The organism is Oceanobacillus timonensis, from assembly GCF_900166635.1.
GTDB classification, from domain to species: domain Bacteria; phylum Bacillota; class Bacilli; order Bacillales; family Amphibacillaceae; genus Oceanobacillus; species Oceanobacillus timonensis.
In genome coordinates this window covers 1,435,174-1,457,270 of record NZ_LT800497.1, presented here as the reverse complement: position 1 = coordinate 1,457,270, position 22,097 = coordinate 1,435,174, and the positions used below count along the sequence as shown (strand labels likewise).

The 22,097-nt window shown below is 38.2% G+C and carries 24 protein-coding genes; 9 read left to right on the top strand and 15 right to left on the bottom strand.

The window, feature by feature from the left end; translation table 11 throughout:
- Positions 1-64: 64 nt before the first annotated feature.
- From B7E05_RS07065 to B7E05_RS07040, 6 genes are all read right to left on the bottom strand, one after another.
- Positions 65-961, bottom strand: a complete 897-nt coding sequence (locus tag B7E05_RS07065; protein WP_080873544.1) for an NAD(P)/FAD-dependent oxidoreductase — start codon at positions 959-961, stop codon at positions 65-67.
- A 238-nt stretch (positions 962-1,199) separates the two neighbouring features.
- Positions 1,200-1,952, bottom strand: a complete 753-nt coding sequence (locus B7E05_RS07060; protein ID WP_080873543.1) for a prepilin peptidase — start codon at positions 1,950-1,952, stop codon at positions 1,200-1,202.
- Between the two features lie 236 nt (positions 1,953-2,188).
- Positions 2,189-2,959: an SDR family NAD(P)-dependent oxidoreductase gene (locus B7E05_RS07055; protein WP_080873542.1), complete on the bottom strand. Its 771-nt coding sequence runs from the start codon at positions 2,957-2,959 to the stop codon at positions 2,189-2,191.
- A 27-nt stretch (positions 2,960-2,986) separates the two neighbouring features.
- Entirely contained in the window at positions 2,987-3,757 is a 771-nt protein-coding gene (locus B7E05_RS07050) for an SDR family NAD(P)-dependent oxidoreductase (RefSeq protein WP_080873541.1), read from the bottom strand.
- Positions 3,758-3,787: 30 nt separating this feature from the next.
- Positions 3,788-4,573, bottom strand: a complete 786-nt coding sequence (locus B7E05_RS07045; RefSeq protein WP_080873540.1) for an SDR family oxidoreductase — start codon at positions 4,571-4,573, stop codon at positions 3,788-3,790.
- A gap of 92 nt (positions 4,574-4,665) precedes the next feature.
- Entirely contained in the window at positions 4,666-5,403 is a 738-nt protein-coding gene (locus B7E05_RS07040; protein WP_080873539.1) for an SDR family NAD(P)-dependent oxidoreductase, read from the bottom strand.
- Positions 5,404-5,594: 191 nt separating this feature from the next.
- Here B7E05_RS07040 and B7E05_RS07035 point away from each other — a divergent pair, with 191 nt between their 5' ends.
- Complete coding sequence (locus B7E05_RS07035; protein ID WP_080873538.1) at positions 5,595-6,200, top strand: TetR/AcrR family transcriptional regulator; 606 nt, start codon at positions 5,595-5,597, stop codon at positions 6,198-6,200.
- Between the two features lie 244 nt (positions 6,201-6,444).
- Here the strand turns inward: B7E05_RS07035 and B7E05_RS07030 are convergent, their stop codons facing one another.
- The 5 genes from B7E05_RS07030 to B7E05_RS07010 form a co-directional block, all read right to left on the bottom strand.
- Positions 6,445-6,768: a magnetosome magnetite crystal formation protein family gene (locus B7E05_RS07030; RefSeq protein WP_080873537.1), complete on the bottom strand. Its 324-nt coding sequence runs from the start codon at positions 6,766-6,768 to the stop codon at positions 6,445-6,447.
- A gap of 64 nt (positions 6,769-6,832) precedes the next feature.
- Positions 6,833-7,729, bottom strand: a complete 897-nt coding sequence (locus tag B7E05_RS07025) for an NAD(P)/FAD-dependent oxidoreductase (RefSeq protein ID WP_080873536.1) — start codon at positions 7,727-7,729, stop codon at positions 6,833-6,835.
- 187 nt (positions 7,730-7,916) lie between these two features.
- Positions 7,917-8,126: an RpnC/YadD family protein gene (locus B7E05_RS07020; RefSeq protein ID WP_080873535.1), complete on the bottom strand. Its 210-nt coding sequence runs from the start codon at positions 8,124-8,126 to the stop codon at positions 7,917-7,919.
- 136 nt (positions 8,127-8,262) lie between these two features.
- Complete coding sequence (locus B7E05_RS07015) at positions 8,263-9,159, bottom strand: Rpn family recombination-promoting nuclease/putative transposase (RefSeq protein WP_080873534.1); 897 nt, start codon at positions 9,157-9,159, stop codon at positions 8,263-8,265.
- A gap of 156 nt (positions 9,160-9,315) precedes the next feature.
- Positions 9,316-9,750 (bottom strand): small multi-drug export protein, encoded by a 435-nt coding sequence (locus B7E05_RS07010; protein WP_080873533.1) that lies wholly within the window; start codon positions 9,748-9,750, stop codon positions 9,316-9,318.
- A gap of 102 nt (positions 9,751-9,852) precedes the next feature.
- On the opposite strand from B7E05_RS07010, the gene B7E05_RS07005 reads away from it, so the two are divergent.
- Entirely contained in the window at positions 9,853-10,677 is an 825-nt protein-coding gene (locus B7E05_RS07005) for a MerR family transcriptional regulator (RefSeq protein WP_245833239.1), read from the top strand.
- A 40-nt stretch (positions 10,678-10,717) separates the two neighbouring features.
- Here B7E05_RS07005 and B7E05_RS07000 read toward each other — a convergent pair whose 3' ends face one another.
- Positions 10,718-11,062, bottom strand: a complete 345-nt coding sequence (locus B7E05_RS07000; RefSeq protein ID WP_080873531.1) for an ArsR/SmtB family transcription factor — start codon at positions 11,060-11,062, stop codon at positions 10,718-10,720.
- A 226-nt stretch (positions 11,063-11,288) separates the two neighbouring features.
- On the opposite strand from B7E05_RS07000, the gene B7E05_RS06995 reads away from it, so the two are divergent.
- From B7E05_RS06995 to B7E05_RS06985, 3 genes are all read left to right on the top strand, one after another.
- The gene (locus B7E05_RS06995) at positions 11,289-12,287 is read left to right on the top strand and encodes an NADP-dependent oxidoreductase (protein WP_080876240.1); all 999 of its coding nucleotides are present in this window, start codon (positions 11,289-11,291) and stop codon (positions 12,285-12,287) included.
- Positions 12,288-12,512: 225 nt separating this feature from the next.
- The gene (locus B7E05_RS06990; protein ID WP_080873530.1) at positions 12,513-13,052 is read left to right on the top strand and encodes a PadR family transcriptional regulator; all 540 of its coding nucleotides are present in this window, start codon (positions 12,513-12,515) and stop codon (positions 13,050-13,052) included.
- Positions 13,053-13,074: 22 nt separating this feature from the next.
- Positions 13,075-13,560, top strand: coding sequence for a DUF4188 domain-containing protein (locus tag B7E05_RS06985; protein WP_080873529.1), 486 nt, complete (start codon positions 13,075-13,077; stop codon positions 13,558-13,560).
- A gap of 76 nt (positions 13,561-13,636) precedes the next feature.
- Here the strand turns inward: B7E05_RS06985 and tatA are convergent, their stop codons facing one another.
- Positions 13,637-13,825, bottom strand: a complete 189-nt coding sequence (gene tatA, locus B7E05_RS06980) for a twin-arginine translocase TatA/TatE family subunit (RefSeq protein WP_080873528.1) — start codon at positions 13,823-13,825, stop codon at positions 13,637-13,639.
- 321 nt (positions 13,826-14,146) lie between these two features.
- On the opposite strand from tatA, the gene B7E05_RS06975 reads away from it, so the two are divergent.
- Positions 14,147-14,473: a four-helix bundle copper-binding protein gene (locus B7E05_RS06975; protein ID WP_080873527.1), complete on the top strand. Its 327-nt coding sequence runs from the start codon at positions 14,147-14,149 to the stop codon at positions 14,471-14,473.
- Between the two features lie 137 nt (positions 14,474-14,610).
- On the opposite strand, the gene ppc is transcribed toward B7E05_RS06975, so the two are convergent.
- Positions 14,611-17,364, bottom strand: coding sequence for a phosphoenolpyruvate carboxylase (gene ppc / locus B7E05_RS06970; protein WP_080873526.1), 2,754 nt, complete (start codon positions 17,362-17,364; stop codon positions 14,611-14,613).
- A 466-nt stretch (positions 17,365-17,830) separates the two neighbouring features.
- Positions 17,831-18,691, bottom strand: coding sequence for a DMT family transporter (locus B7E05_RS06965; RefSeq protein ID WP_080873525.1), 861 nt, complete (start codon positions 18,689-18,691; stop codon positions 17,831-17,833).
- A gap of 683 nt (positions 18,692-19,374) precedes the next feature.
- Here B7E05_RS06965 and B7E05_RS06960 point away from each other — a divergent pair.
- The 3 genes from B7E05_RS06960 to B7E05_RS06950 are packed head-to-tail and all read left to right on the top strand — an operon-like array spanning position 19,375 to position 21,974.
- Positions 19,375-20,130, top strand: a complete 756-nt coding sequence (locus B7E05_RS06960; RefSeq protein WP_080873524.1) for a metal ABC transporter ATP-binding protein — start codon at positions 19,375-19,377, stop codon at positions 20,128-20,130.
- Positions 20,127-20,981 carry a metal ABC transporter permease gene (locus tag B7E05_RS06955; protein ID WP_080873523.1) on the top strand — a complete coding sequence of 285 codons (855 nt, stop codon included), beginning with the start codon at positions 20,127-20,129 and terminating at the stop codon, positions 20,979-20,981. The genes B7E05_RS06960 and B7E05_RS06955 overlap by 4 nt, the downstream gene beginning before the upstream one ends.
- Positions 20,982-21,017: 36 nt before the next feature.
- A complete protein-coding gene (locus B7E05_RS06950) occupies positions 21,018-21,974 on the top strand; it encodes a metal ABC transporter solute-binding protein, Zn/Mn family (RefSeq protein WP_245833238.1) in 957 nt (318 codons plus the stop codon).
- Positions 21,975-22,097 lie beyond the last annotated feature (123 nt).

The following is a 22,097-nucleotide window of genomic DNA, read 5'->3' as shown; positions in this document are numbered from 1 at the left end:
TAAATATAGAATCTGGAGTATCTTTATGAAGGTATACCAGATTCTATATTTACCAATTCATCATTTAAAATGTATCTTCCACAAAATCACTAATGACCCCAATCGCCGCTTTACTCCCTTCACTGGCTGCAATAACCAGCTGCGGCGGGCCAGATGCAGTATCTCCGCCGGCATAAATTCCTTTCACACTTGTCCGGCCTTGCGAATCTGTTTTAATCCCGCCCATATCATTCAACTCTAAACCCAGGCGTTTGGCAAAGGGGGAAGCCTGCTCCATGTTAGAAGATACAAAACCCGCTTCTTTATGCAGTTCTTTCCCATTTTTAAACTGAATCGTTTTTAATTGTCCATTGTCTCCTTGCAATCGCAGAATTTCATCATCTATCACCTTTATTTGCTTTTGTGTTAAAATATCTCTTTCTTCCGCAGATAAACTTTCTTTTCCATTGGTGCAAACAACCATATCCCTATTCCAATTGGAAATCATTTTTATACCATGAAAGGAATGTGCTCCATCGGCAATATAAACCAATGGAATATTCTTTAATTCCCATCCATCACAGAAAGGACAGGCAAACAGACTCGTTCCATAAAAATCATGGATTCCTTCGATTTCAGGTAATATATCTTTGAGTCCTGTCGCCAGAATAATGGTTTGAGCTTCGTAGTCTTGACCTCTCTCTGTTTGAATTCGAAAAACAGTGTCGTTTTGTACAATATCCGACACCCGCTCTTTCTGAATCGATATACCAGGATACTTCCTTAAATCTGCATGCGCCGCCTTTCTAAATTCAACTGGCTTTATTCCATCTCTGGTTATAAAATTATGGGAGCCCTGTGTAACCGCATTGCGTGGAGCACCATCATCTAATAAAATCACTTCTTTTCTTCCTCTGCCTAAAACAAGCGAAGCATTTAATCCAGCAGGCCCTCCCCCGATAACAGCGCAATCATACAACATAAAATGTCCTCCTCTTTCCTTTAGTTAAAACACAATAATAATATTGTTAAATAACTATATCGTAATCGTTACGGTTTATCAATGTTATTGTTTCATATGTATAAAAAAAGAATCTATCTAAAAATATCTTTGGATAAATTTTTTATTTTTTTAGATTCAACAACACCGAAATCGAGGGATGACAGATTAAATTTATTTTTGATATTAGCAACTGCTATGGGTCTCGCACTGAATTATTTCACAATAATCCCATATACCAACTGATAATAGCATCACCATAAAAGTATGCAATAAAAGCGCCAACCACAATATAAGGACCAAAAGGCACCGGCTGTTTTCTTTCAATCCATTTGAACGCAATCAGCAATATGCCAATCACTGCTCCAAGAAATGCTGCTAAAAAGAAAGCAAGGATTACCTTATCTGCTCCCAGTACAATGCCTAAAACAAAGAATAACTTCATATCTCCTGCTCCCATTCCGCCACGGCTTACAATAATAATGAGAGCAAGTAAAACACTCACAAGAACCGCTCCAATAATTGGCGACCACCAGGGGGTTAAAGGGGAAATGATTCGCATGATAATAAATAATGGCAGGAAAAAGAATAAAATTTTGTTTTCAATGATCATATATCGGATATCGGAAACGAGAATAATCATCAACATCGATACGAACAATACAGCTGTAAATAATTCCCAATCAAAACCAAAATTCCAAAAACTAATCAGGAATAAGGCGCCTGTGCTACATTCAATGATCGGATATAGCGGAGAAATGCTGCTCTGACACTTCCGGCATTTTCCAAATTGCATAAGATAAGAAACAATCGGAATGAGCTCATACCAATGCAATGTTTTTTTACAGTACGGGCAATAAGACCTGTCTGTCGTAAATGTTTCTCCTCTCGGCGAGCGTAAACCAACTACATTGTAAAAAGAACCAAATACAGCTCCAAATAAAAAGAAAAAAAGACTATAAAATACCTCCAACCAAATACCTCCCCACATTCACTTTTAGGCAAAAAGCATCAACTATTTTATTATAGCAATTTTCGATAAAATAAGCTATGCGTTTTTTACCAAATTCGTTTGAGACATTCTTTTTCAATTGTGATAACGATTGAAATAAAGGAAGACATTAGAAAGGCTACTGATCATATGAAATGAAACTAAATGATCAGTAGCCTGGTTTATTTCGCTTTTTCATTTTTTACGTTGTTAACTGCTTAACGACTGGTATATCCAGCATCCGCATGAATCACTGTCCCTGTAATGTAGGAAGCTTGATCAGATGCTAACCAGAGGCTTGCTTCAGCAATTTCTCTAGCTTGGCCGAATCGACCTAAAAGACTAAGCTGCGGAGCAAATTCTTCTTCTGTTTGTCCGGTTTCCTCTAATGCTCCTCTTAGCATCGGCGTATCAATCGCTCCCGGAGCAACGGTATTGACACGAATATTTTTGTCTCCATTTTCCAGAGCCGCTACTTTTGTCATACCAACTACCCCGTGTTTTGCAGCAACATAAGCGATATTATTTGGTTGTGGACGATAGCCGCTGACCGAAGAGATATTGACAATACTTCCGCCATCTCCTTGTTTAATCAATTGCTGTAATTCATATTTCATACATAACGCTGTTCCAGTCAAGTCAATCGAAATCAATTTGTCCCAATAAGCTTCATCAAACGCAGCTGCCGGCGCATTATCAGGTGTTAAGGCAGCATTATTAACCGCTACATCCAGACGTCCATATTTTTCAACCGTTTCTGCAACCATCGCCTGCACCTGATCGGATTTCGAAATATCTACTTTTATAAAGTGAGCAGTACCGCCATTCGCTTCAATCTCAGCAACTGCCTCTTGCCCTTTTTCTTCGTTGAAATCGGCAACAACGACTTTCGCCTTTGCTTCTGCAAAGAGTTTGGCTGTAGCAAGTCCCATCCCCATTGCAGAACCGGTTACGATTGCTACTTTCCCTTCTAAAACTGGAAATGTCATACAATCCCCTCCAAATTTAATTTATTTTTAAACGGATGTCGCTCCTTGGCCCCCGTCTATTCTGTAATATGATCCGCTGATAAAAGATGCCTTCTCAGAAGATAAAAATACGATTAAATCAGCGATTTCTTCCGCAGTCGCATAGCGATTCATAGGAACGGAAGCTTCAAATGCTGTTCTTGCTTCTTCTGCATTGTCTCCCATGGCGTTTTTCTCAATACTGCGCATCATTTGCGTGTTAACACCTGATGGGGCAACTGCGTTCACTCGAACACCAAAGTCCGCCATTTCAAGCGCTGCTGTTTTATTTAAACCAATGACTGCATGTTTAGATGCAACATAGGCGCTCATTCCCGGCGCTCCCAGCAAGCCACCATTGGAAGCTGTGTTCACAACGGCACCCGCTTTTTGCTCTTTCATTATTTCCAATACGTATTTCAAACCGAAGAAAGCTCCCATCGTGTTCACACCAAATACATTATTGAAATTTTCTTCTGTTTGTTCCGTGATATTTTTAAACTCGCCATTGACTCCAGCATTATTGATAAATACATCAATTCTTCCATAATGCTCTTTCGTTTTTTGAACATATGCTTTTACTTCATCTTCTACAGCAACGTTTGCTGTTAACAATAACTTGTCTTTTGCATCCACCGATGCCATTGCTTTTTCTAAAGGTTCCTGCTTCAGGTCAACCAAAGCTAATTTTGCCCCTTCTTCGGCAAACGCTTTTGCAGCTGCAATACCAATACCGCCAGCTGCGCCAGTGATTAAAACAACTTTATTTTCAAATTGCATGATAATCATTCTCCTTCATCGTATACTTATTTAGTATTTATCCGACTGCCCGCCATCAATCGAAATAACGGTTGCATTGATAAAATCGGCTTGATCAGAAAGCAAGAATGCCACTAAATATCCTACTTCTTCTGGTTTCCCAAAACGTTTCATCGGATTTGGTTTCACAAATTCCTTTCCGACCTCTTCCCAATTATCCGGATCCATTTGTTTTAATGATCCTTCTACCATTGGTGTCATGATAGCGCCTGGAGCAATTGCTTTAATGCTAATACCATACTGTCCGTATTCAATACCGGAGTTTTTAGTTAATCCAGTAACACCATGCTTACTGGCGGCATAACCCGATTGGTTTCCGACACCACGAATCCCTCCGACCGAGGCCGTATTCACAATGGAACCAGTACCTTGTTCTTTCATTACTTTTAACACGTGCTTCATGCCATAGAATACGCCGTTTAAGTTTATATTGACGACCTTTTGAAATTCATCAATACCATAATCCTCTGTCAGGTTTTGTTTTCCTTCAATTCCTGCATTGTTGAAGAAAGCATCAATCGTAGCATACTGCTGAACGGTCTGATTGACGTAGTTTTCAACAGCTTTTTCATCGGAGACATCTGCTGTTATTATCAATACTTCTGCTTTTGGCGCTAATTCTAACACTTTATTTTTTGTTTCTTCTAAAGAAGCTGCATTTAAATCAACAAGAGATAGTTTTGCTCCTTCTTTTGCTACCTGCAAAGCAGATGCCTGACCTAAACCAGATCCTGCCCCGGTAATTAAGACAACTTTGCCCTCAAAACGATTACTCATATAAGTCGACCTCCTATGTTTTTTACGTTCCTATTCTCTTTTAATGGATTGAAAAAAGAATTCTATTACATCTTTCACCTCAATACATATTTTTATTGCGCCGTATACCCGCCATCAACGGTCAAACTATTACCGGTCATGAAGGAAGAATCATCCGAAGCTAAGAATAAAACAGCCTTTGCCATTTCTTCTGATGTACCAAGACGTTTTAACGGGGTTGCTTCTGCTAGAATTTGTTTGCTTTCTTCCGGGATAATCGGTGTATCAATGTAACCTGGACATAATGCATTGATACGAATGTTTTGTTCTGCATATTCCAATGCAAGGGAACGAGTTAAATTGATTACACCACCTTTTGCTGCGTTATATGCTGCCGAACCCGGTGACCCGACCCAGCCATACATAGATGCTGTATTGACAATGGCGCCCCCACCTGTTTTTAGCATTTCACGAATGGATTCACGAGCCACTAAGAAGACACCATCCAGGTCGACATTGACGGTTTTACGCCAATCCGCGTAATCTAATTCATGCGAAGATTGAATCGTCCCAATTCCAGCGTTGTTAAAAACAACATCTACCTTGCCAAAGGTTTCCACAGTTTGTTTAAAAATATTCGTAACTTCTCCTTCGCTTGTAATATCTGCTTTAATAAAGAAAGCTTCGGAAGGAAGCGCTTTCAACTCTTTTTCAAGTGCTTTCCCTTTTTCTTCATTTAAATCAACAAGCACCACTTTTGCTCCTTCTGAAACAAATAAACGTGCTGTTTCCGCTCCAATACCAGATACGCCGCCAGTAATGATAGCGACCTTATTTTGTAATTTCCCCATTTTTCTACCTCCCTCTTCACGAAAAGGCTTTCCCATTTCCTAAACTGGCGTTGACATATTTCAAATCTGTATTATTTTGTTACAATTTAATTGTACTATTCTATTTAAATGGATTACAATCATATAAAAACCGTAAAGTGTCTATTAATTAGACATATGAAATAAAACTGTCGAAATAATGGAGGGATTTGATGAACAATAACCAACAGATATTATCGGCGCGGAAAAATCGGACGAAAAAACATTTTATGCTGTCATTCATTAAACTGATCAAAGAGAAAGGATATCACTCGGTTACTGTCAAGGACATTGTTGATGCAGCTGCATATAATCGCAGTACATTTTACATCCACTATCAAGACAAGGAAAAACTGGCAGACGATTTACTTACTTCCATGTTAGATGGGCTGGAAGCTTCTGTTGGTAAGGCCTATAAACCTGGCCGCAAAGTGTATACAACCTATCTGAATGCATCCCACTTTAATATTATTTCCTACATTTATAGACATAGAGATTTTTTTGAACTGATTAATATAGATGATACCTTACCAGGCTTGCATTTAGGTTTTCCCCAAACCATTCAAAGAATCTATAAAAATCATTTTATATTTGAAACAATTAACGACCTTCCAGTGAATATGGATTATTTTACAAATTATACCGCTTTTGGTTTTTGTGGACTGCTTAAAAATTGGGTACATAGCGATTTTAAAGTAAGTCAAGAAGAATTTATTCAAGAAGTCGTTCAATTATCGAAAACACATATTTATTCCATCCGGTATATTGGGAAAGAATAAGAAGCAGCTCATAGTATTATTAGCAGTAAATTCCAATATTTACTTAATGTTTGATACTTCTAATGAAAAGATATCAAGTGAAACTTCTTTCAGTAGGCGTTTTACAGGCACTTTTCTGTGACTAACAGGAAATAAAGCACTAAAAAAGGAGCGGTTTAATGGAAAACGACTCCTTTTTTAGTCTATTGAAATCGGTTGTCTTACCATAATTATTTTACTCTCGCGCAAGTCTTTCACTTTCTTTTTAGCTTAATACTTTAATCCCTTTAACGATATTCCAAATGAAATAATAAATATCGATGATAAAGCAAACAGCTATCGCTATCATTGTGGTGATTAGCAACATTCCATCCGGATTGCCTTGCCCAATTTGTCCAACACGAATTAACACGATAATCGATCCAGCAATGATGATTGCGATAATCGGAATAAGGTGTGTCCATAAAGCCTTTTTCGCATGAGCTTTCGTTTCCTCATTCCCAAAAATCCAAACCAAAATTGGAAATAAGAATGGTGCAAAAAAGATACTAAAGTAACATAATGATGATAATAATTTATTTCCTTCCATATGATAAACTCCTCAAAAATACATCCTTTTATGATGAAAAAAAGAATGAATAAACATAAATGGATTAAAAGGTTTCAGCCACATAGTCACTAAGTACACTGATGGCGGCTTTACTTCCTTCTGCGGCAGCAATTACTTGCTGAGGCAGTCCACCAGCATTATCCCCTGCGGCATATACACCCTTTCTGCTTGTACGACCATAAGGGTCTATTTTAATTCCTCCCATGCCATTGGATTCTAAACCCAGACGTCCGGCAAAAGGAGCTGCTTGTTGTAATTTAGTCGAAATAAATCCGGCTTCGCGCTGGAGTTCCTTTCCATTCTTAAATTGAATGCTTTTTAATTGCCCGCCTTCTCCATGCAGACGCAAAATCTCGTCTTCTATCACCTGGATATTCTTTTGGGATAAAATAGCTTTTTCCTGCGGAGAAATGCTATCTTTCCCATTCGTACAAACGACAATGTCCTTACTCCAATTGGAAACCATTTTAATACTATTAAAAGCATGCGGATATGCAGCAATATAGACTAATGGAAGATCTTTCAGCTCCCATCCATCACAATATGGACATCCAAACAGACTCGTTCCGTAAAACTGATGCATACCTTCTATCTCTGGAAGGATATCTTTTAATCCCGTTGCCAAAATAACCCTTTGTGCTTCATACTGCTGCCCTTTCTCTGTTTGAATTTGAAAATAAGAAGCAGTCGGAACAATATCAACCACGTGGTTCCTTTGAACGGAAATCGTTGGATATTTATTTAAATCTTCATAAGATGCTTTTTTAAATTCGGCAGGATGAACCCCATCTCTGGAAATAAAATTATGCGATTCCTGGGTGACTGCATTGCGGGGTGTATCGTCATCAAATAAAATCACTTGCTGCCTTCCCCTGCCTAGAATAAGGGACGCATTTAATCCGGCAGGTCCTCCTCCTATAACTGCGCAATCATACAACATAATGATTTCCTCCTTCTTACTTATTGCAGGATGACATTTCGTAACAGTGCATTTACTATAAAGCAATCACGGAGCTTTATCAAGAAAGAAAACGAGGAATTTAGTGCCTCTTATTTTTGTTGTTTTATCAAGTAAAATATCAGAATTGATTTCAAATTAGCGAGCATGGAATTTGGTTACTTGAAGTTTATTCACTAGCAAGCCTTTTAATTTCTACTTCGCTTAAGTCTGTAATCTCTGCAATATCACTGGTTGACATACCTCTTGCTATCAGTTTCAAAGCTACTTCCTGATTCCGCTTTATTATCCCTTCTTGCTTTCCTCTCTCAAAATAAGAATTCGGCAGCTGCATGACCATTTCTTTTTCCTCTTCCGGCAAGTTTTCCATTTTCTCCATCATTTGTTCCTCCTCTTTGTTTCGTTTTAAATAAGTCTCGTAATAAGTTTGGCTTCATATAAACAAAGTGAGCCAATTTACAATAAAACCAGCTCACTTTGTTTGTTTATGGAAACAGATACCCTATTTTATTTGTTTACTCACTAGCAAGCTTTTTAATTTCTGCTTCGCTTAAGTCTGTAATCTCTGCAATATCACTGGTTGACATACCTCTTGCTATCAGTTTCAAAGCTAACTCCTGGTTCCGCTTTTTTATCCCTTCTTCTATTCCTTCTTGCTTTCCTCTCTCAAAATAAGAATTCGGCAGCTGCATGACCATTTCTTTTTCCTCTTCTGGCAAGTTCTCCATTTTCTCCATCATTTGTTCCTCCTCCTTTTTGTTTAGTTTTAAATACGTCTCGAAATAACCATTAAGAAACTCCATTTGCGCCGGATTGATTTTCAAACGGGTAATCATACGCAGAAATTCCAACTTTACCTGGACACGCTCGTGTTCTTCATAGCCCATCTGACTAAGCAATGCGGCTGCGGCCGGGTTATCTGATTGAATATATTCTTTCCAGTTTTTCTTTCTTAATTGTAATTGTAAAAAGTTAAATTGAAGTACTTCTTGGGTTGGTGTATCGATTTTGAATTGTGTCGGTTCTTCTTGGCTTCTATTATAACTCAAAACGGCGATAGGTTGAATTGGTTTGCGGTGTTTGGCGTAAAGATAGCTGAAGTAGAGAAACATTCTTTCGGGGAAATCAGCTTCATGGGTGGATTGCGCTTCGGTGTGAATATGGAGAATTTTATCCTCGTGATGCAACTTCACTTCGGCGAGCACGTCAATTTCCTTTTTGGAGCCTTCGATGTAGTCCAGGTAGACTTCCTGTTCAAAGAATGTGACGTTGGAGAAATCAATGTAGGGGTGAAGGTCGGGGAAAAATCCTTCGATAAATTCTTCAAAAAACTCTTGTATCAGCTTTTTCGTCAGCCGATCATGCTTCATGTAGTCTGCTTCTTCTTCTAAAATGACTGGTGCTGTAAACAATAGAACACTTCCTTTCTTTGAATTGTCTATATTTTACCAATCATTTAAAAATAAAGCTAGTATTATTTTAAAACACATAACAATACATATATTAAAAGACGCTGCATATGGGCGCCTTTTAATCCTATATGTTCCAACACTTTTATTTTCTGTTTTTTAACTCACAAAATCAATTCCATAATGCGTTAAAACAGCTAGTATAATACCATATAATAAAATACTCCCTCCTGCAGACAGGAATAAATTTATTTTATTCATGCCAACTCCATTAGCAATTACTGCCATTGCCCATGAGCCGACAATAGGGGTGATAAGCAGGACAACAAGCGGACCTTGTTTTTCAATGCGTTTTTTATATTTGCTTTCCGCTAATTTATCCATCCATTTCTTAATACGTTTCGACTTCGCAAGCAATGAATAAAAGAAGGCAATCAAAGGAACCGGCAAAAAATTCCCTATACTTGACCAGACAATAGAGGACACCGTATCCAGCCCCATCGCCATCGTAACTGGAACCGCAATATATATTTCAGTCATCGGAAAAAATCCGATAAACCACGCTGTAGCAGCTAAACTCAAATAATTTAACATAAACCAATCCCTCACTTATTTCGCATGACATTTTTCCATTTTCTATAGTAGAATATAAAGTATATGGTTACCATATACTCAAGTGAAAAGTTGGTGAAAAAAATGGACGCTTCCAACAAACTGATGACAACGGGAGAATTTGCAGCATTATGTGATGTCAAAAAACAAACACTTTTCCACTATGATGATATTGGCCTGCTGGAACCGGAATATAAAAACGAAAATGGTTATCGTTTTTATTCCATTCAGCAAGCTGAGGCTTATAGCTTGATTGACATGTTAAAGGAAATTGGAATGTCTTTAGCAGAAATTAAAGACTTTTTACAATCTAAAAATCCGAAGAAGATTACTGATTTATTAACAGAAAAAGAGAAACTGATAGATAAGAAAATAGAGAAATTACAGCGAACACAACAGCTGATTTCAAATCAGAAAAAGCAAACGGAAAGAGCCTTACAGTTAGACCTTGATCAATTTACCATTACGGATATGGAAATGGAACAGATTGTATTAAGTGAAAATATTTTAAATTACTCGCATAAAGATATTACAAAAATGATAATCGCTTTTATGAAATACGTGAAGCAAGGCGAAATCAATGTTGAAAATTGGGGAGCTCTCATTCGCCAGGAACAAATAGAGACAGGTGATTACTTAAATTATTCCCACTTCTTTTTGCGTGAAAACTCGCTTCATTTAACGGAAACATACCACACAAAGGCTGGGAAATATATCATTGGCTACCATAAAGGGAGCTATCTGAGTACGTATAAAACATATGATAAAATAAAAGCTTATCTGGATAAAAAAGGGTACCGTATTTGTGGCGACAGCTTTGAAGAGTACTTATATCTAATGGATGGAATCAGCTTGGATGTAAAAGCAAACTACGTCATAAAGATAATGATTCAAGTAGAAGAAAAATAAATATGTTTCAAGTACCAGTCAAATTGCGCTTGAAACATATTTACCTTTCCTCCTCCCTTCCATCCATTACTTCCAAAACATTATTCAGCAAATCTCTCAATTTCTCCATCTCCGGCACTGTGTTGGAAAGATAATAATAATTCTTTGTCCCCTCCCTGCGTATAGCCACAATACCGATTTGTTTCAGTATTTTTAAATGATGAGATACCGCCGGTCGTGACAGTTTTGTTTCTTCCGTTAAATCGATGACACGCAGACCATTGCACGCATGATCATTCAGTAAAGCAATAATGATAATTTGTCGTTTTTCATCTCCTAAAGCAATGAGAAGATCCTTTACTTCCTCCAATTCATATTTTAAGTTTTCTATTTTATTTGTTTTCATATACATCCTCGATTCATTTCATTAGTTCAATCGTTCAAATTATTAAACCATTAAATTTAAAATGAGTCAACAACATCGTCTTATGTCGGCTGTTTCAAAATAATTTGAAAACTGCCTTTAAATCGATGAGTTGACATTTTTTTAGAATATCTTTATTATTTATTATCAGTTCAATGGTTTAAATGTTTAAACTAATAAGAAGGAGATTTTCCAAATGAAAAAACGAATGAAAGCAATGCTTATTCATAAATATGGACAGAAAAACATTCAATTGAAAAACGTCCCTATGCCTAAAGTATCGAATAATGATGTACTAGTAGAAATTCACGCTGCCAGTATTAATCCCGTTGATTTTAAAATTAGAGATGGAAAATTAAAACCGCTTATCAAATATAAGATGCCATTGATTCTTGGAAATGATTTTTCCGGAACGGTTATCAAAACGGGAAAAAATGTAACGAAATTTAAAATTGGAGACCCTGTTTATGGTCGTCCAAGAAAATCAAGAATCGGAACGTTTGCTGAATATATTGCTATTCATGAAGATGATATTGCATTCAAACCAGAAAACGTAACATTTGAAGAAGCAGCGTCCGTACCATTAGTCGGCTTAACTACCTATCAGGCATTTCATGAGATATTAAACCTTCAGCCGAAAGACAAAATTTTGATTCAGGCAGGCTCTGGCGGGATCGGAACCTTTGCGATTCAACTTGCAAAAGAGATGGGTGCTTACGTCGCTACAACCGCAAGCAGCGCCGGCAAAGGTTTAGTAGAAAGGCTAGGTGCGGATAAGGTGATAAACTATCGTGAAGAGAACTTTGAGGAAAAACTAGCTGATTATGATTATGTATATGACACTTTAGGCGGGGATGCTTTAATCAATTCATTTAAAATCCTGAAACCCGGCGGAAAAATTGTATCTATTTCTGATATTCCAAATGCCCGCTTCGGAAAAGAGAATCATTACCCTTTTTGGAAAACAATCGCTTTTCGATTGGTATCAAGAAAAATAACGAAATTAGAAAGACAAAATCAGGTTCAATATAATTTTTTATTTATGAAACCAAGCGGTGAGCAATTAAACAAGATTACAGAACTTATCGAAGCAGACAAAATCAAACCATTGATGGACCGTGTGATACCTTTTGAAGATATACAAAAAGCGATGGCGTATTCAGAGTCAGGCAGGGCAAAAGGAAAAATTGTTATTAAAATAAAGTAAACTTATTCCTATTCTATCGTTCATAAAACCGATTTGCTAATTAACCAGCAGTGTAAAATCCTGTTTAAAGTGATTTTACATTACTGGTTCTTTTTTATCAGCAGGAATATATGAGCTCCATTAATGAAAGAAATACCATAAACGGATTACCCCCTTTACTTTCTACATACATTCATGTACTATATATCTAAATGATATATATCAAAAAGATATAAGGTGAGATAAATGAAAAAAATTAACGATTCGATGTATGCCGTACTCGGTATTTTAACCACAGGGTGCCATTCAGGCTATGAAATAAAACAGTTTATTGATAATAGCTTGAATCATTTTTGGAAAATCAGCTATGGACAGATTTATCCAACGTTAAAGCGGCTGGAAGAAGAAGGTTTAGCTACCGTTCAAACATCAGCTCAGGAAGGAAAACCAGAACGTAAGGAATATTTTCTGACAGAGAAAGGAAAAGAAGTTTTAAAAAATTGGTTGGAGCAACCGTTAAAGCAGTTGCCAGTTGAGCGGAATGAGGTATTATTAAAGCTATTTTTTGGCAGACATCAGACAGAGGAGCAAAGTCGTTACCTTTTAGAGGATTATAAACAAAAGTTAGAGAAACTGTACCAAACGTATGAAGGTATTGAAGAAGGCATTTCCCGTTATAACAACAATCATAGGGATGCAAAATATTGGCTTTTTACCTTGGATTATGGAAAACGGGTGACTGAAGCTGCTATTGCATGGTGCGATGCAACGATAAAAGAACTCTAACATTTTAAAGGAGGAATCATCCATGGGTAAAGAAATATTTACGGGCAGATACACGACAGAAAATGATCAAGACGTTGTTGTTTTTATTATTGGAATGCGTATCAATAAAAGGCTAGCGGTTCGTAAATGGGGACCTGTTTTTATGGCAATGCCACGTATGATAAAAGAACTCTATGAAAATCAGGAAGAATTAGGATTTCTTTCCATGGAAAGCTACTTTGGTCTGCGTACAACGATGATGGTTCAATACTGGCGTTCCACAGAAGATTTACTGGCATATGCAAAGGGAAAAAAGCACTTGACTGCATGGCAGCATTTCAATAAAAAAGTGGGAGAAAACGATGCAGTCGGCTTTTATCATGAAACCTACCAAATACAAGCCGGCACTTATGAGTCTGTCTACCGAAATATGCCATTATTCGGGATGGGTAATGCAGGCAACCCTATCCCTATTGATGCACAGCATCATTCTGCCCGCAAACGGCTGCAAGGTGTGAAAATAAAGTGAATGGCAGGTAATTTCTAAAGTAGCTTCTCTCATAAAAAATAAACTCCAAAAGATTCTGGAGTTTATTTTTGTATGGCTAACTTTTTTCTTTCTGGTGCGTTTTCTCCGTATCATCTTCCATAATATCATTTGCAGTGCTTTTAAATTCTCTTAATGTTTGCCCAGCTGCTTTCCCAATCTCCGGCAGTTTTTTGGGTCCAAAAATGATTAATGCTATAACAATAATAAGAATTAATCCAGGAATCCCTATGTTTGCTAATCCCATCCTACATCGCCTCCAATCCTCTTTGATTTTCGTTTTCACTAGTTGGCTGCTATTTTTAAGAAAATCAATCGTTCCTTCTAATGTACACTTTCCCTTTTATTCTTTTATATCATGATATAAGTATGTATATGAATAGTTTGTCTTATATATAACTAATGCTTTCATAACGATTTTGGTTTCTTTTTTATATGTAATTCCAAACCTCTGATAGATGACAGAGCAGTTTAAGCATCCGAAAAATTTCCCGGATACCGATTAATATTTCATTTCAAGGGGACATTACAACATGTACGATAAAATACGTTATGGAAGGATTTTTTCATGTTACATCAACAACATCAAGCGCTTATCAATGCCCTACAGGATTGCATTGTCGCATGTAATCACTGTTATGATGCATGTCTGAAAGAAGAAGATATAAAGATGATGGCAGAATGCATCCGCCTGGACCGGGAATGCGCGGAAATCTGTTCCTATCTGGCACAAGCTCTATGCAGAGATACACCTTTCGCCGCTGACTTGGCTTCTGTTTGTGCTACAATTTGCGAAGCGTGCGGAAACGAATGCAAAAAACATCAGCATGAACATTGTCAGAAATGCGCGGATGCTTGCTTTGCATGCGCAAAAGCATGTAAAAAGAGTGCCTAACAAACACAGAAAAGAAGCAGTTCCTTATTCAAGAAAACTGCTTCTTTTCTGTTTCCTATATTCTCCTGATTCCATCAATCATTCGACAGCAGGATATACATTACATCATTTTTTTCATTCAGAATGGTTATTTTTTATCAACCTGTATTCACTAATCCTGCAGCTACACCATTGATTGTCAGCAATACCTCTGTCACCAATTCATCAGAAGGATTTGCCGTTTCTCTTAATTGCCGCATTAAATCTACTTGCAGAAAATTGAGCGGATCAACATATGGATTACGGAGATAAACAGATTCCTGGATAGTCGGTGTATGACTGAGCAGCTCTTCATTGCCGGAAATTTGCAGCAATGCGTTTCTGGTCCGTTCATATTCATCTGCAATGTCTTCATAAATTCGTTTTGCCACATGAGGATCTTCCACTAACTCCAAATACTCTTTGGCCGTTTTCATATCTGCTTTCATCAATGCCATTTGTAAATTGTTGATAGTCGATTGAAAGAATGACCATTCTTTATACATGGTTTGTAAGATTTCCAGATGGCTGTCGTCTTCTTCCATGAAGGATTGCAGCCCTGTACCTGCTGCATACCAGGCAGGCAACATATATCTGGATTGCGTCCATGCAAATACCCATGGAATCGCCCGCAAGTCTTCAAATTGCTGGCTGTTCTTTCTGCTCATCGGCCGCGAACCGATATTTAAAGCGCCTAATTCCGTCAACGGGGTTCCCTGGTGGAAAAATGTTAGAAAATCCGGGTCACCAAACACAAGTGATTGATATTTCTGCAATGATTTTTCCGACATCGATTCCATTGCCTTTTCCCACTCTTTTTGACGCAATTCCTCTTGGGCAGGTGTATTTAATGTCTTAGCAGACCTGGTAAATAAAGCAGAAGCTGCTTGCTCCAAATTCCGGTAAGCAATATCTTCGAGCAGATATCTGGAAGAAAGCACTTCTCCTTGTTCTGTAATTTTCACACCATCCTCTAACGTCTCTGCCGGTTGAGAAAGAATGCTTGTACTTAATGAACCGCCTCCGCGGCCAAGGGAACCGCCACGTCCATGGAAGAATTTCAGACGAATATTATACTGTCTCGCCATATTATGGATTTCTTCCTGCGCTTTAAACAGATTCCAGTTGGCGCTCAACGTACCCCCGTCTTTACTTCCATCGGAATATCCGAGCATAATTTCCTGATGTTCGCCGCGTGCTTCTAACTGTTTGCGATAGACATCCATTTCAAATAATGTCTTCATAATTTCCGGTCCTGCGATTAAGTCGTCAATCGTTTCCAGTAATGGCGCAACATCAATATCACTTTCCACGGTACCATCTGGATACAAACGGTAAACGCCGGTTTCTTTAGCAAGCACTAAGACTTCTAACAGATCACTTGGTGATTCCGACATGCTGATTAAATAAACTTCAATCGCTCGTTTTCCGAATTCCTCATGCGCCTTTTTAATCGTTCGAAAAACTTCTAAAATGTTCCGTGTTTCTTTTGAATAGCCGCCATCAAAGAGCAGCAGAGGTCTCGGCTCATTCAATACCTCACTCAATACTTTCTGTTTATCTTCTTCTGTCATTCCAGCATAATCATCTGTAATATGCGCGGCTGTCAGAATCTCATGAATCGCTGTTTCATGTTCGCCGCTATGATTTCGTACATCCAGCGTCGCTAAATGGAAGCCGAACATTTCTACTTGACGAATCAGTTTCCGAATCGTTTTTAATCTTCTTGGTTCTGGCAAATGCGCCTCTGCACTTTCCTTGATTTCTTTGAGATCATGAACCAGTTCTTCCGCATCGTGATATCCTTGGGAAGTTTTCCCTGTTTCCCGCAAACGTTTTAAGATAACTGCAAATTTGCGTCGATATACTTCCGATTGGATAGGCCATTTATCTTGCTCATTCAAATACGTACACTCTTCTTCTTCTACCTTATCAATAAACTGCTGATTAATCGTGATACGTTCACTGGATTGGCTGAATCGTCTCATCAGCTCAACCATGGAAGCATCATATTTTTTCAAAATCAAGTTCCGCTGCAGTTCCAGTGTCTGCCAGGTTATTTCAGGCGTGACATTCGGGTTTCCATCCCGGTCTCCTCCAATCCAAGAACCGAAATTGATAAAATTTGGCACCTGCCAGTCTTTTTTCACTGGAATTTGTTCTTGTAATTGCGCCTCTAATTCTTGAAAGACATCTGGCAATGTTTCAAATAACGTTTGATCAAAATAGTAAAGTCCATTTTTCACTTCATCTAATACTTCTGGTTTCCGTTGTCTTAATTCATTCGTGTGCCATAAAGCCGTGACTTCATTAAACAGGCTTTCTTCCACATCTTTTCTCTCTCTTTGTGTTGTAAGCGGATTGTCCAGCTTACGCAAATGTGCCGATATCCGTTTTTGTATTTCCAATACTGTCCGCTTTGTTGCTTCTGTTGGATGTGCTGTCATAACCAATTCAATAGATAAATCATTCAGCACACTTTGAATCCCATCATTTGTCAGGTCACTTTCTTTCACTTTCGTAACCGCTCTTTCTATCGAAAAAGATTGGCTTGCATTCTCATCTTGTAAGTATTGGCGTTTGCGTCTGATTCGATGATTTTGTTCCGCAATGTTAATTAAATGAAAATAAATCGAAAAAGCGCGGATAACTTGTTGACGCAATGGTGGCTTTAAGCTGTTGATTTCCTTTTTTAACGTATGATATGTGTCGTTATCAGACCCACTGCGAAAACTTTTAGTCATTTCCCGAATGGTCTCTACTTTATCAAATAATTCTTTTCCGCCATAAAGCTTCAAAACTTCCCCTAATATATTCCCAAGCATATTAACGTCATTTCGCAATGAGGCGTTTTTATCCTTTGTTTCCATCATGCTGTTTCCTCCCCCTGTTCAATCGGTGTAAAATTATCATAACATTTTTCAAGAAAAATTAATAAATTCTAGGTACATAAGGAATTGTTTTCTGCCCTAAATCATGACTTATTCAGAAATCTGTTCCCCCTCGCTCCCAACGGATATATCATTCTAAATGGCTTTTTCCTGTGAAAATTCTAACGAATACATGTTTATATTTTTTCATTTACCTTATGATGAAAGATTGAACTCCTCCATCCTTTAAATAACAGTCATTTTAGGGCATGTGTATTCTTCTGCTTTTAAAGTAATAAAACTCTTCCCTTTTTTGGAGCATATGAAACACAAACAAACTAAAACGATTGGAAAAATAAATTTTAAGTTGACTAGCACGTAAAATACCTGAGGGATGAAGTGTCAGCTGCTTCCGTTGATTTTCGCCAGCAGCAAAATTCCTTCATGAGATTCCGTTCGCTATCCTTGCTTAAGAAATTGCTATTGCAATAACACCAATAACCATCACCGCTGCAGCAATAATTCTTCGTCGTCCAAAATCTTCTCTCAAGAAAATGACTCCAAATATGGCCCCTATTAATATACTTAGCTCCCTTACCGGAGAAACATAACTTACTGGTGTCGTTACCATGGCAATTAATATCAATATATAAGCCAATGGATTTAATAGACCCACGCCGATTGTCTCCAGCTTTAACCGCTTCCAGTTTTGACGGACTTCCTGCCAATGTTTTTTAGCAAATGGAATTAGTAAAATCACTTGTCCAAGAATGCTTCCATAACTAAGTAAGATTGGGTGGATTACCGTCACACTCACAATATATTTATCTAAAAGGGAATAACTCGCAATCATACAGCCAATGAAGATACCATACAAAATGGGATAGAGTACATTTTTTTCTCGTAAAATCCGAAATCCGCCTGTAAATATAAATACACTGAAAACAATGCATAAAATCCCGATTTGTCCAAGCCAATGGATCTCTTCTTCTAACAAGAAGAACGCGGCTACCGCAATCAGCATCGGAGCCGTTCCACGGGCAATCGGATAAATCAATGAAAAATCACCTATGCGATATCCCTTTTGCAAGGTTACTGCATAGAGCATATGTAACAGAGCACTCGCTAAAATGAATGCAAGTTCTACCCATCCAAATTTCACATCACTCCATATTATTACCATAAAAGCAAGAGGGGCATAAATCACCGCACTCGTTAACATATATAGCCATACAAATGCAGCGCCTCCTGAGGATTTTTTCGCCAAAATGTTCCATGTTGCATGAATAACAGCTGAAACCACAACGATGGCTAGTGCCCATGCACTCATCTGTTGCTCCTCCTTCACCCAAAAGCTTCATCCTCTTTTATAATCAGATAATTCTTTTATCTATTTATCGTATCACTTTTTGATCTAAAAATCATACTAGAGTCAGCAAATGCATAATCGATATACCATTTCATCCTTTATGCCACCGTCCTTTCAACCAATAAACAAAAAATTATATCCTATTCAGCAAAAGTTTCCTAAGGGCAATTTAATTGTTGACATAAAAATAAATGAGGTTCATACTACACAATGTAATCAAAACAATTTAACTGTGTGTTCACAACATATGACATTTTATAATGAAATAACTCAACTTTCGCCCTTTAAAAAGTAACTTCCTTTCCATAGGAATTGGTCGAGCTGAAGATCCATTTGAAAAGCGGTTTTCTTTTCAAGTTAACTGAAGTCGCCCCCCGTGGCGGACTAAGAACGCAACGTCCTGGGGCTGGGACTGGGGCTGGGGCTGCGCTTACTCGCCCCAACGAAAAACATTTGTATGTCGGAAAGCGTAGGGCTTGCCCGGGGCGGTTGCTATACAGCCTATCCTGTTCAAAAAATAGAAGGATGATTTAACGAAAAGTAGGCATGATAATAGAGATCATGTCCATCCTGGAACAGCAAGGTTTATATGCTTCTTCTTAGGTGTGAAAGTCGAGTAAATAATTAAAAAAGAAGGGATAAAGATGAATCATAAGAGTGCGGCATTATCCGTTCATAACCTAACAGTCTCTTATGGTGAACAAACCGCGTTACAAAACATCCATTTTCAAATTGAGCAAGGAAAACTGGCAGGTATTATTGGACCGAATGGCGCAGGTAAGTCTACCTTGATGAAAGCAGCACTTGGTTTGATTTCCAAGGATAAAGGAAATATTGAAGTTTTTGGAGAACCCGTCAACAAAATGCGTAAAAATATTGCGTATGTACCACAACGTAATAATATCGACTGGGATTTCCCAATTAATGTTTTGGATACGGTATTATTAGGGACTTTTCCAAAGTTGGGTGTTTTTCACCGCCCCAAAAAAATAAATCGAAAACGAGCTTATGAATGTTTAGAACAAGTCGGTTTAAGTGATTATAAAAAACGCCAAATTGGAGAATTATCAGGTGGACAACAGCAGCGCGTCTTTCTGGCACGTGCATTAGCTCAAGAGGCTCAGTTATTCTTTCTTGATGAACCTTTTGTGGGCATTGATGCGACTAGCGAAGAGACGATTATTCGCGTTCTTAAGGAATTACGTGATAATGGCAAGACAGTTATTGTCATTCACCATGACCTTTCCAAAGCAGAAGAATACTTCGATGATCTATTATTAATTAATACAGAATTAATTGATTATGGTTCTACGCACAAAGTGCTAAAACCAGAGACAATTACGAAAGCCTATCAAACCCAGGTTCCATTTTTACAAGCGAATGGAGGTGGGAACAGATGAGTTTTATTGCGGATATTATGCAATATAGTTTTATACAAAAAGCATTGTTTACAGCAGTTATGGTCGGCATCATATGCGGTATTCTTGGGTGTTTTATTGTCCTGCGAGGATTAGCGCTGATGGGGGATGCCATTTCCCATGCGGTGCTTCCAGGCGTTGCTGTTTCTTTCATGCTTAATATCAATTTCTTTTACGGGTCGGTGATTGCTGGTATTTTGGCCGCTCTTGGTATCGGCTATGTGAATCAACACAGCCGTATTAAGAACGACTCATCCATTGGAATTGTTTTTACAGCCTTTTTGGCATTAGGCGTCCTTTTAATACGCCATGCCCAGAGCGGGGTCAACTTAGATAGTATTCTGTTCGGCAGCTTGACGGCTGTTCAGACCTCTGATATGTGGTTGACGTTGATTGTCGGAGCCGTTGTGTTGCTTGTTGTGATTCTATTTTATAAAGAATTGCTTGTATCTACGTTTGATCCAACCATGGCAGCAGCTTATGGTTTACCGACGCGCTTGATTCACTATATGCTGATGGTTCTGTTAACATTAGTGACTGTTGCATCAATGCAAACAGTTGGTGTCATCCTGGTGGTAGCAATGTTAGTTACACCGGCATCCACTGCTTATCTGTTAACCAACCGGTTATCGATTATGCTTGTATTATCATCCTTGTTTGGGGTTCTTGCTTCCCTTGTGGGATTATATTTCAGCTTTGTATATGACCTTGAATCAGGAGCAGTGATAGTAATCACATCCTTTATATTATTTGCTTTGGTTTTTGTCTTTTCACCTAAGCAAGGTTTGCTTTGGCGCACAATCAGATCAAAACGAAAAAAAGCTGCTCTATAATGAATAAGAAAAATAAAGGAGATGGAAAAAGTGAAAATGAAAAATATCCTATTGTCCAGTATACTTAGTGCCATGGCATTACTTCTTTTAGCAGCCTGCGGCCAGGACAACCAGGATAATTCCTCTAGCGGAGACGGAAAGCTTCAAGTGGTTGGTGACTTTAGTATACTATCGGATATCGTTGAACAAGTTGGCGGTGACCAGGTAGATGTTTATAACATCATTCCTGCCGGCGAGGAACCTCATGAGTGGGACCCTTCTCCGGATGATACAAAAAATACAGCCGACGCAGATGCTTTCTTCTACTTTGGATGGAACTTGGAAGGCTTAGAAGGTGACAACGAAAACTGGGTTTACAAGCTATTGAATGCGGCAGATAAAAATAAAGATAATGACAATGTCTTTGCTCTGTCAGACGGATTGGAACAAAAAGAACTTGGCGGGTTGAAAGAAAATGAAGGAACAGTCAATCCCCATGCTTTTATTAGTCCCAAAGCCGGGATAGAGATGGCTGAAAATGCCCGTGATGCACTCATCGAAATGGATCCGGATAATGAAGAGGTCTATGAAGAAAATACAGATGCCTTTTTGAATGAACTACAAGACATGGACCAGCAATATGAGGAAAAAATTGGCGGAATTCCGGAAGAGGACCGCATCCTTGTTACAAGTGAAAGAGCCTTCCAATATGTAGCGGAAGATTATGGCTTAGAAGAAGGCTTTATATGGGAAATTGACGGAAACGATGAGGGTACTCCAGAACAGGTTAAATCAGCTATTGAGTTTGTGAATGAAAATGAACCGAACGCATTGTTTACTGAATACAATGGTGACGAACGGCCAATGAATACCGTGTCAGAAGAAACGGATGTACCTATTGCTGGAACGCTGTACTCGGGGGATTTAGGCGAAGCAGATTCTTATGTTGATTACCTTGAACATAACTTGCAAACCATTCTTGACGGAATAGCTCAAGATTCGGAAGAGGATTAGGATTCAAATCTCTTAACAGAAATGGACAAAAATCCGTATGAACAACGCGATGTTCCCTTTACAGTAGACAGCAAGATAATAAAAGCAGTGTACTTCTAATTTCAGAGAGGTACACTGCTTTTT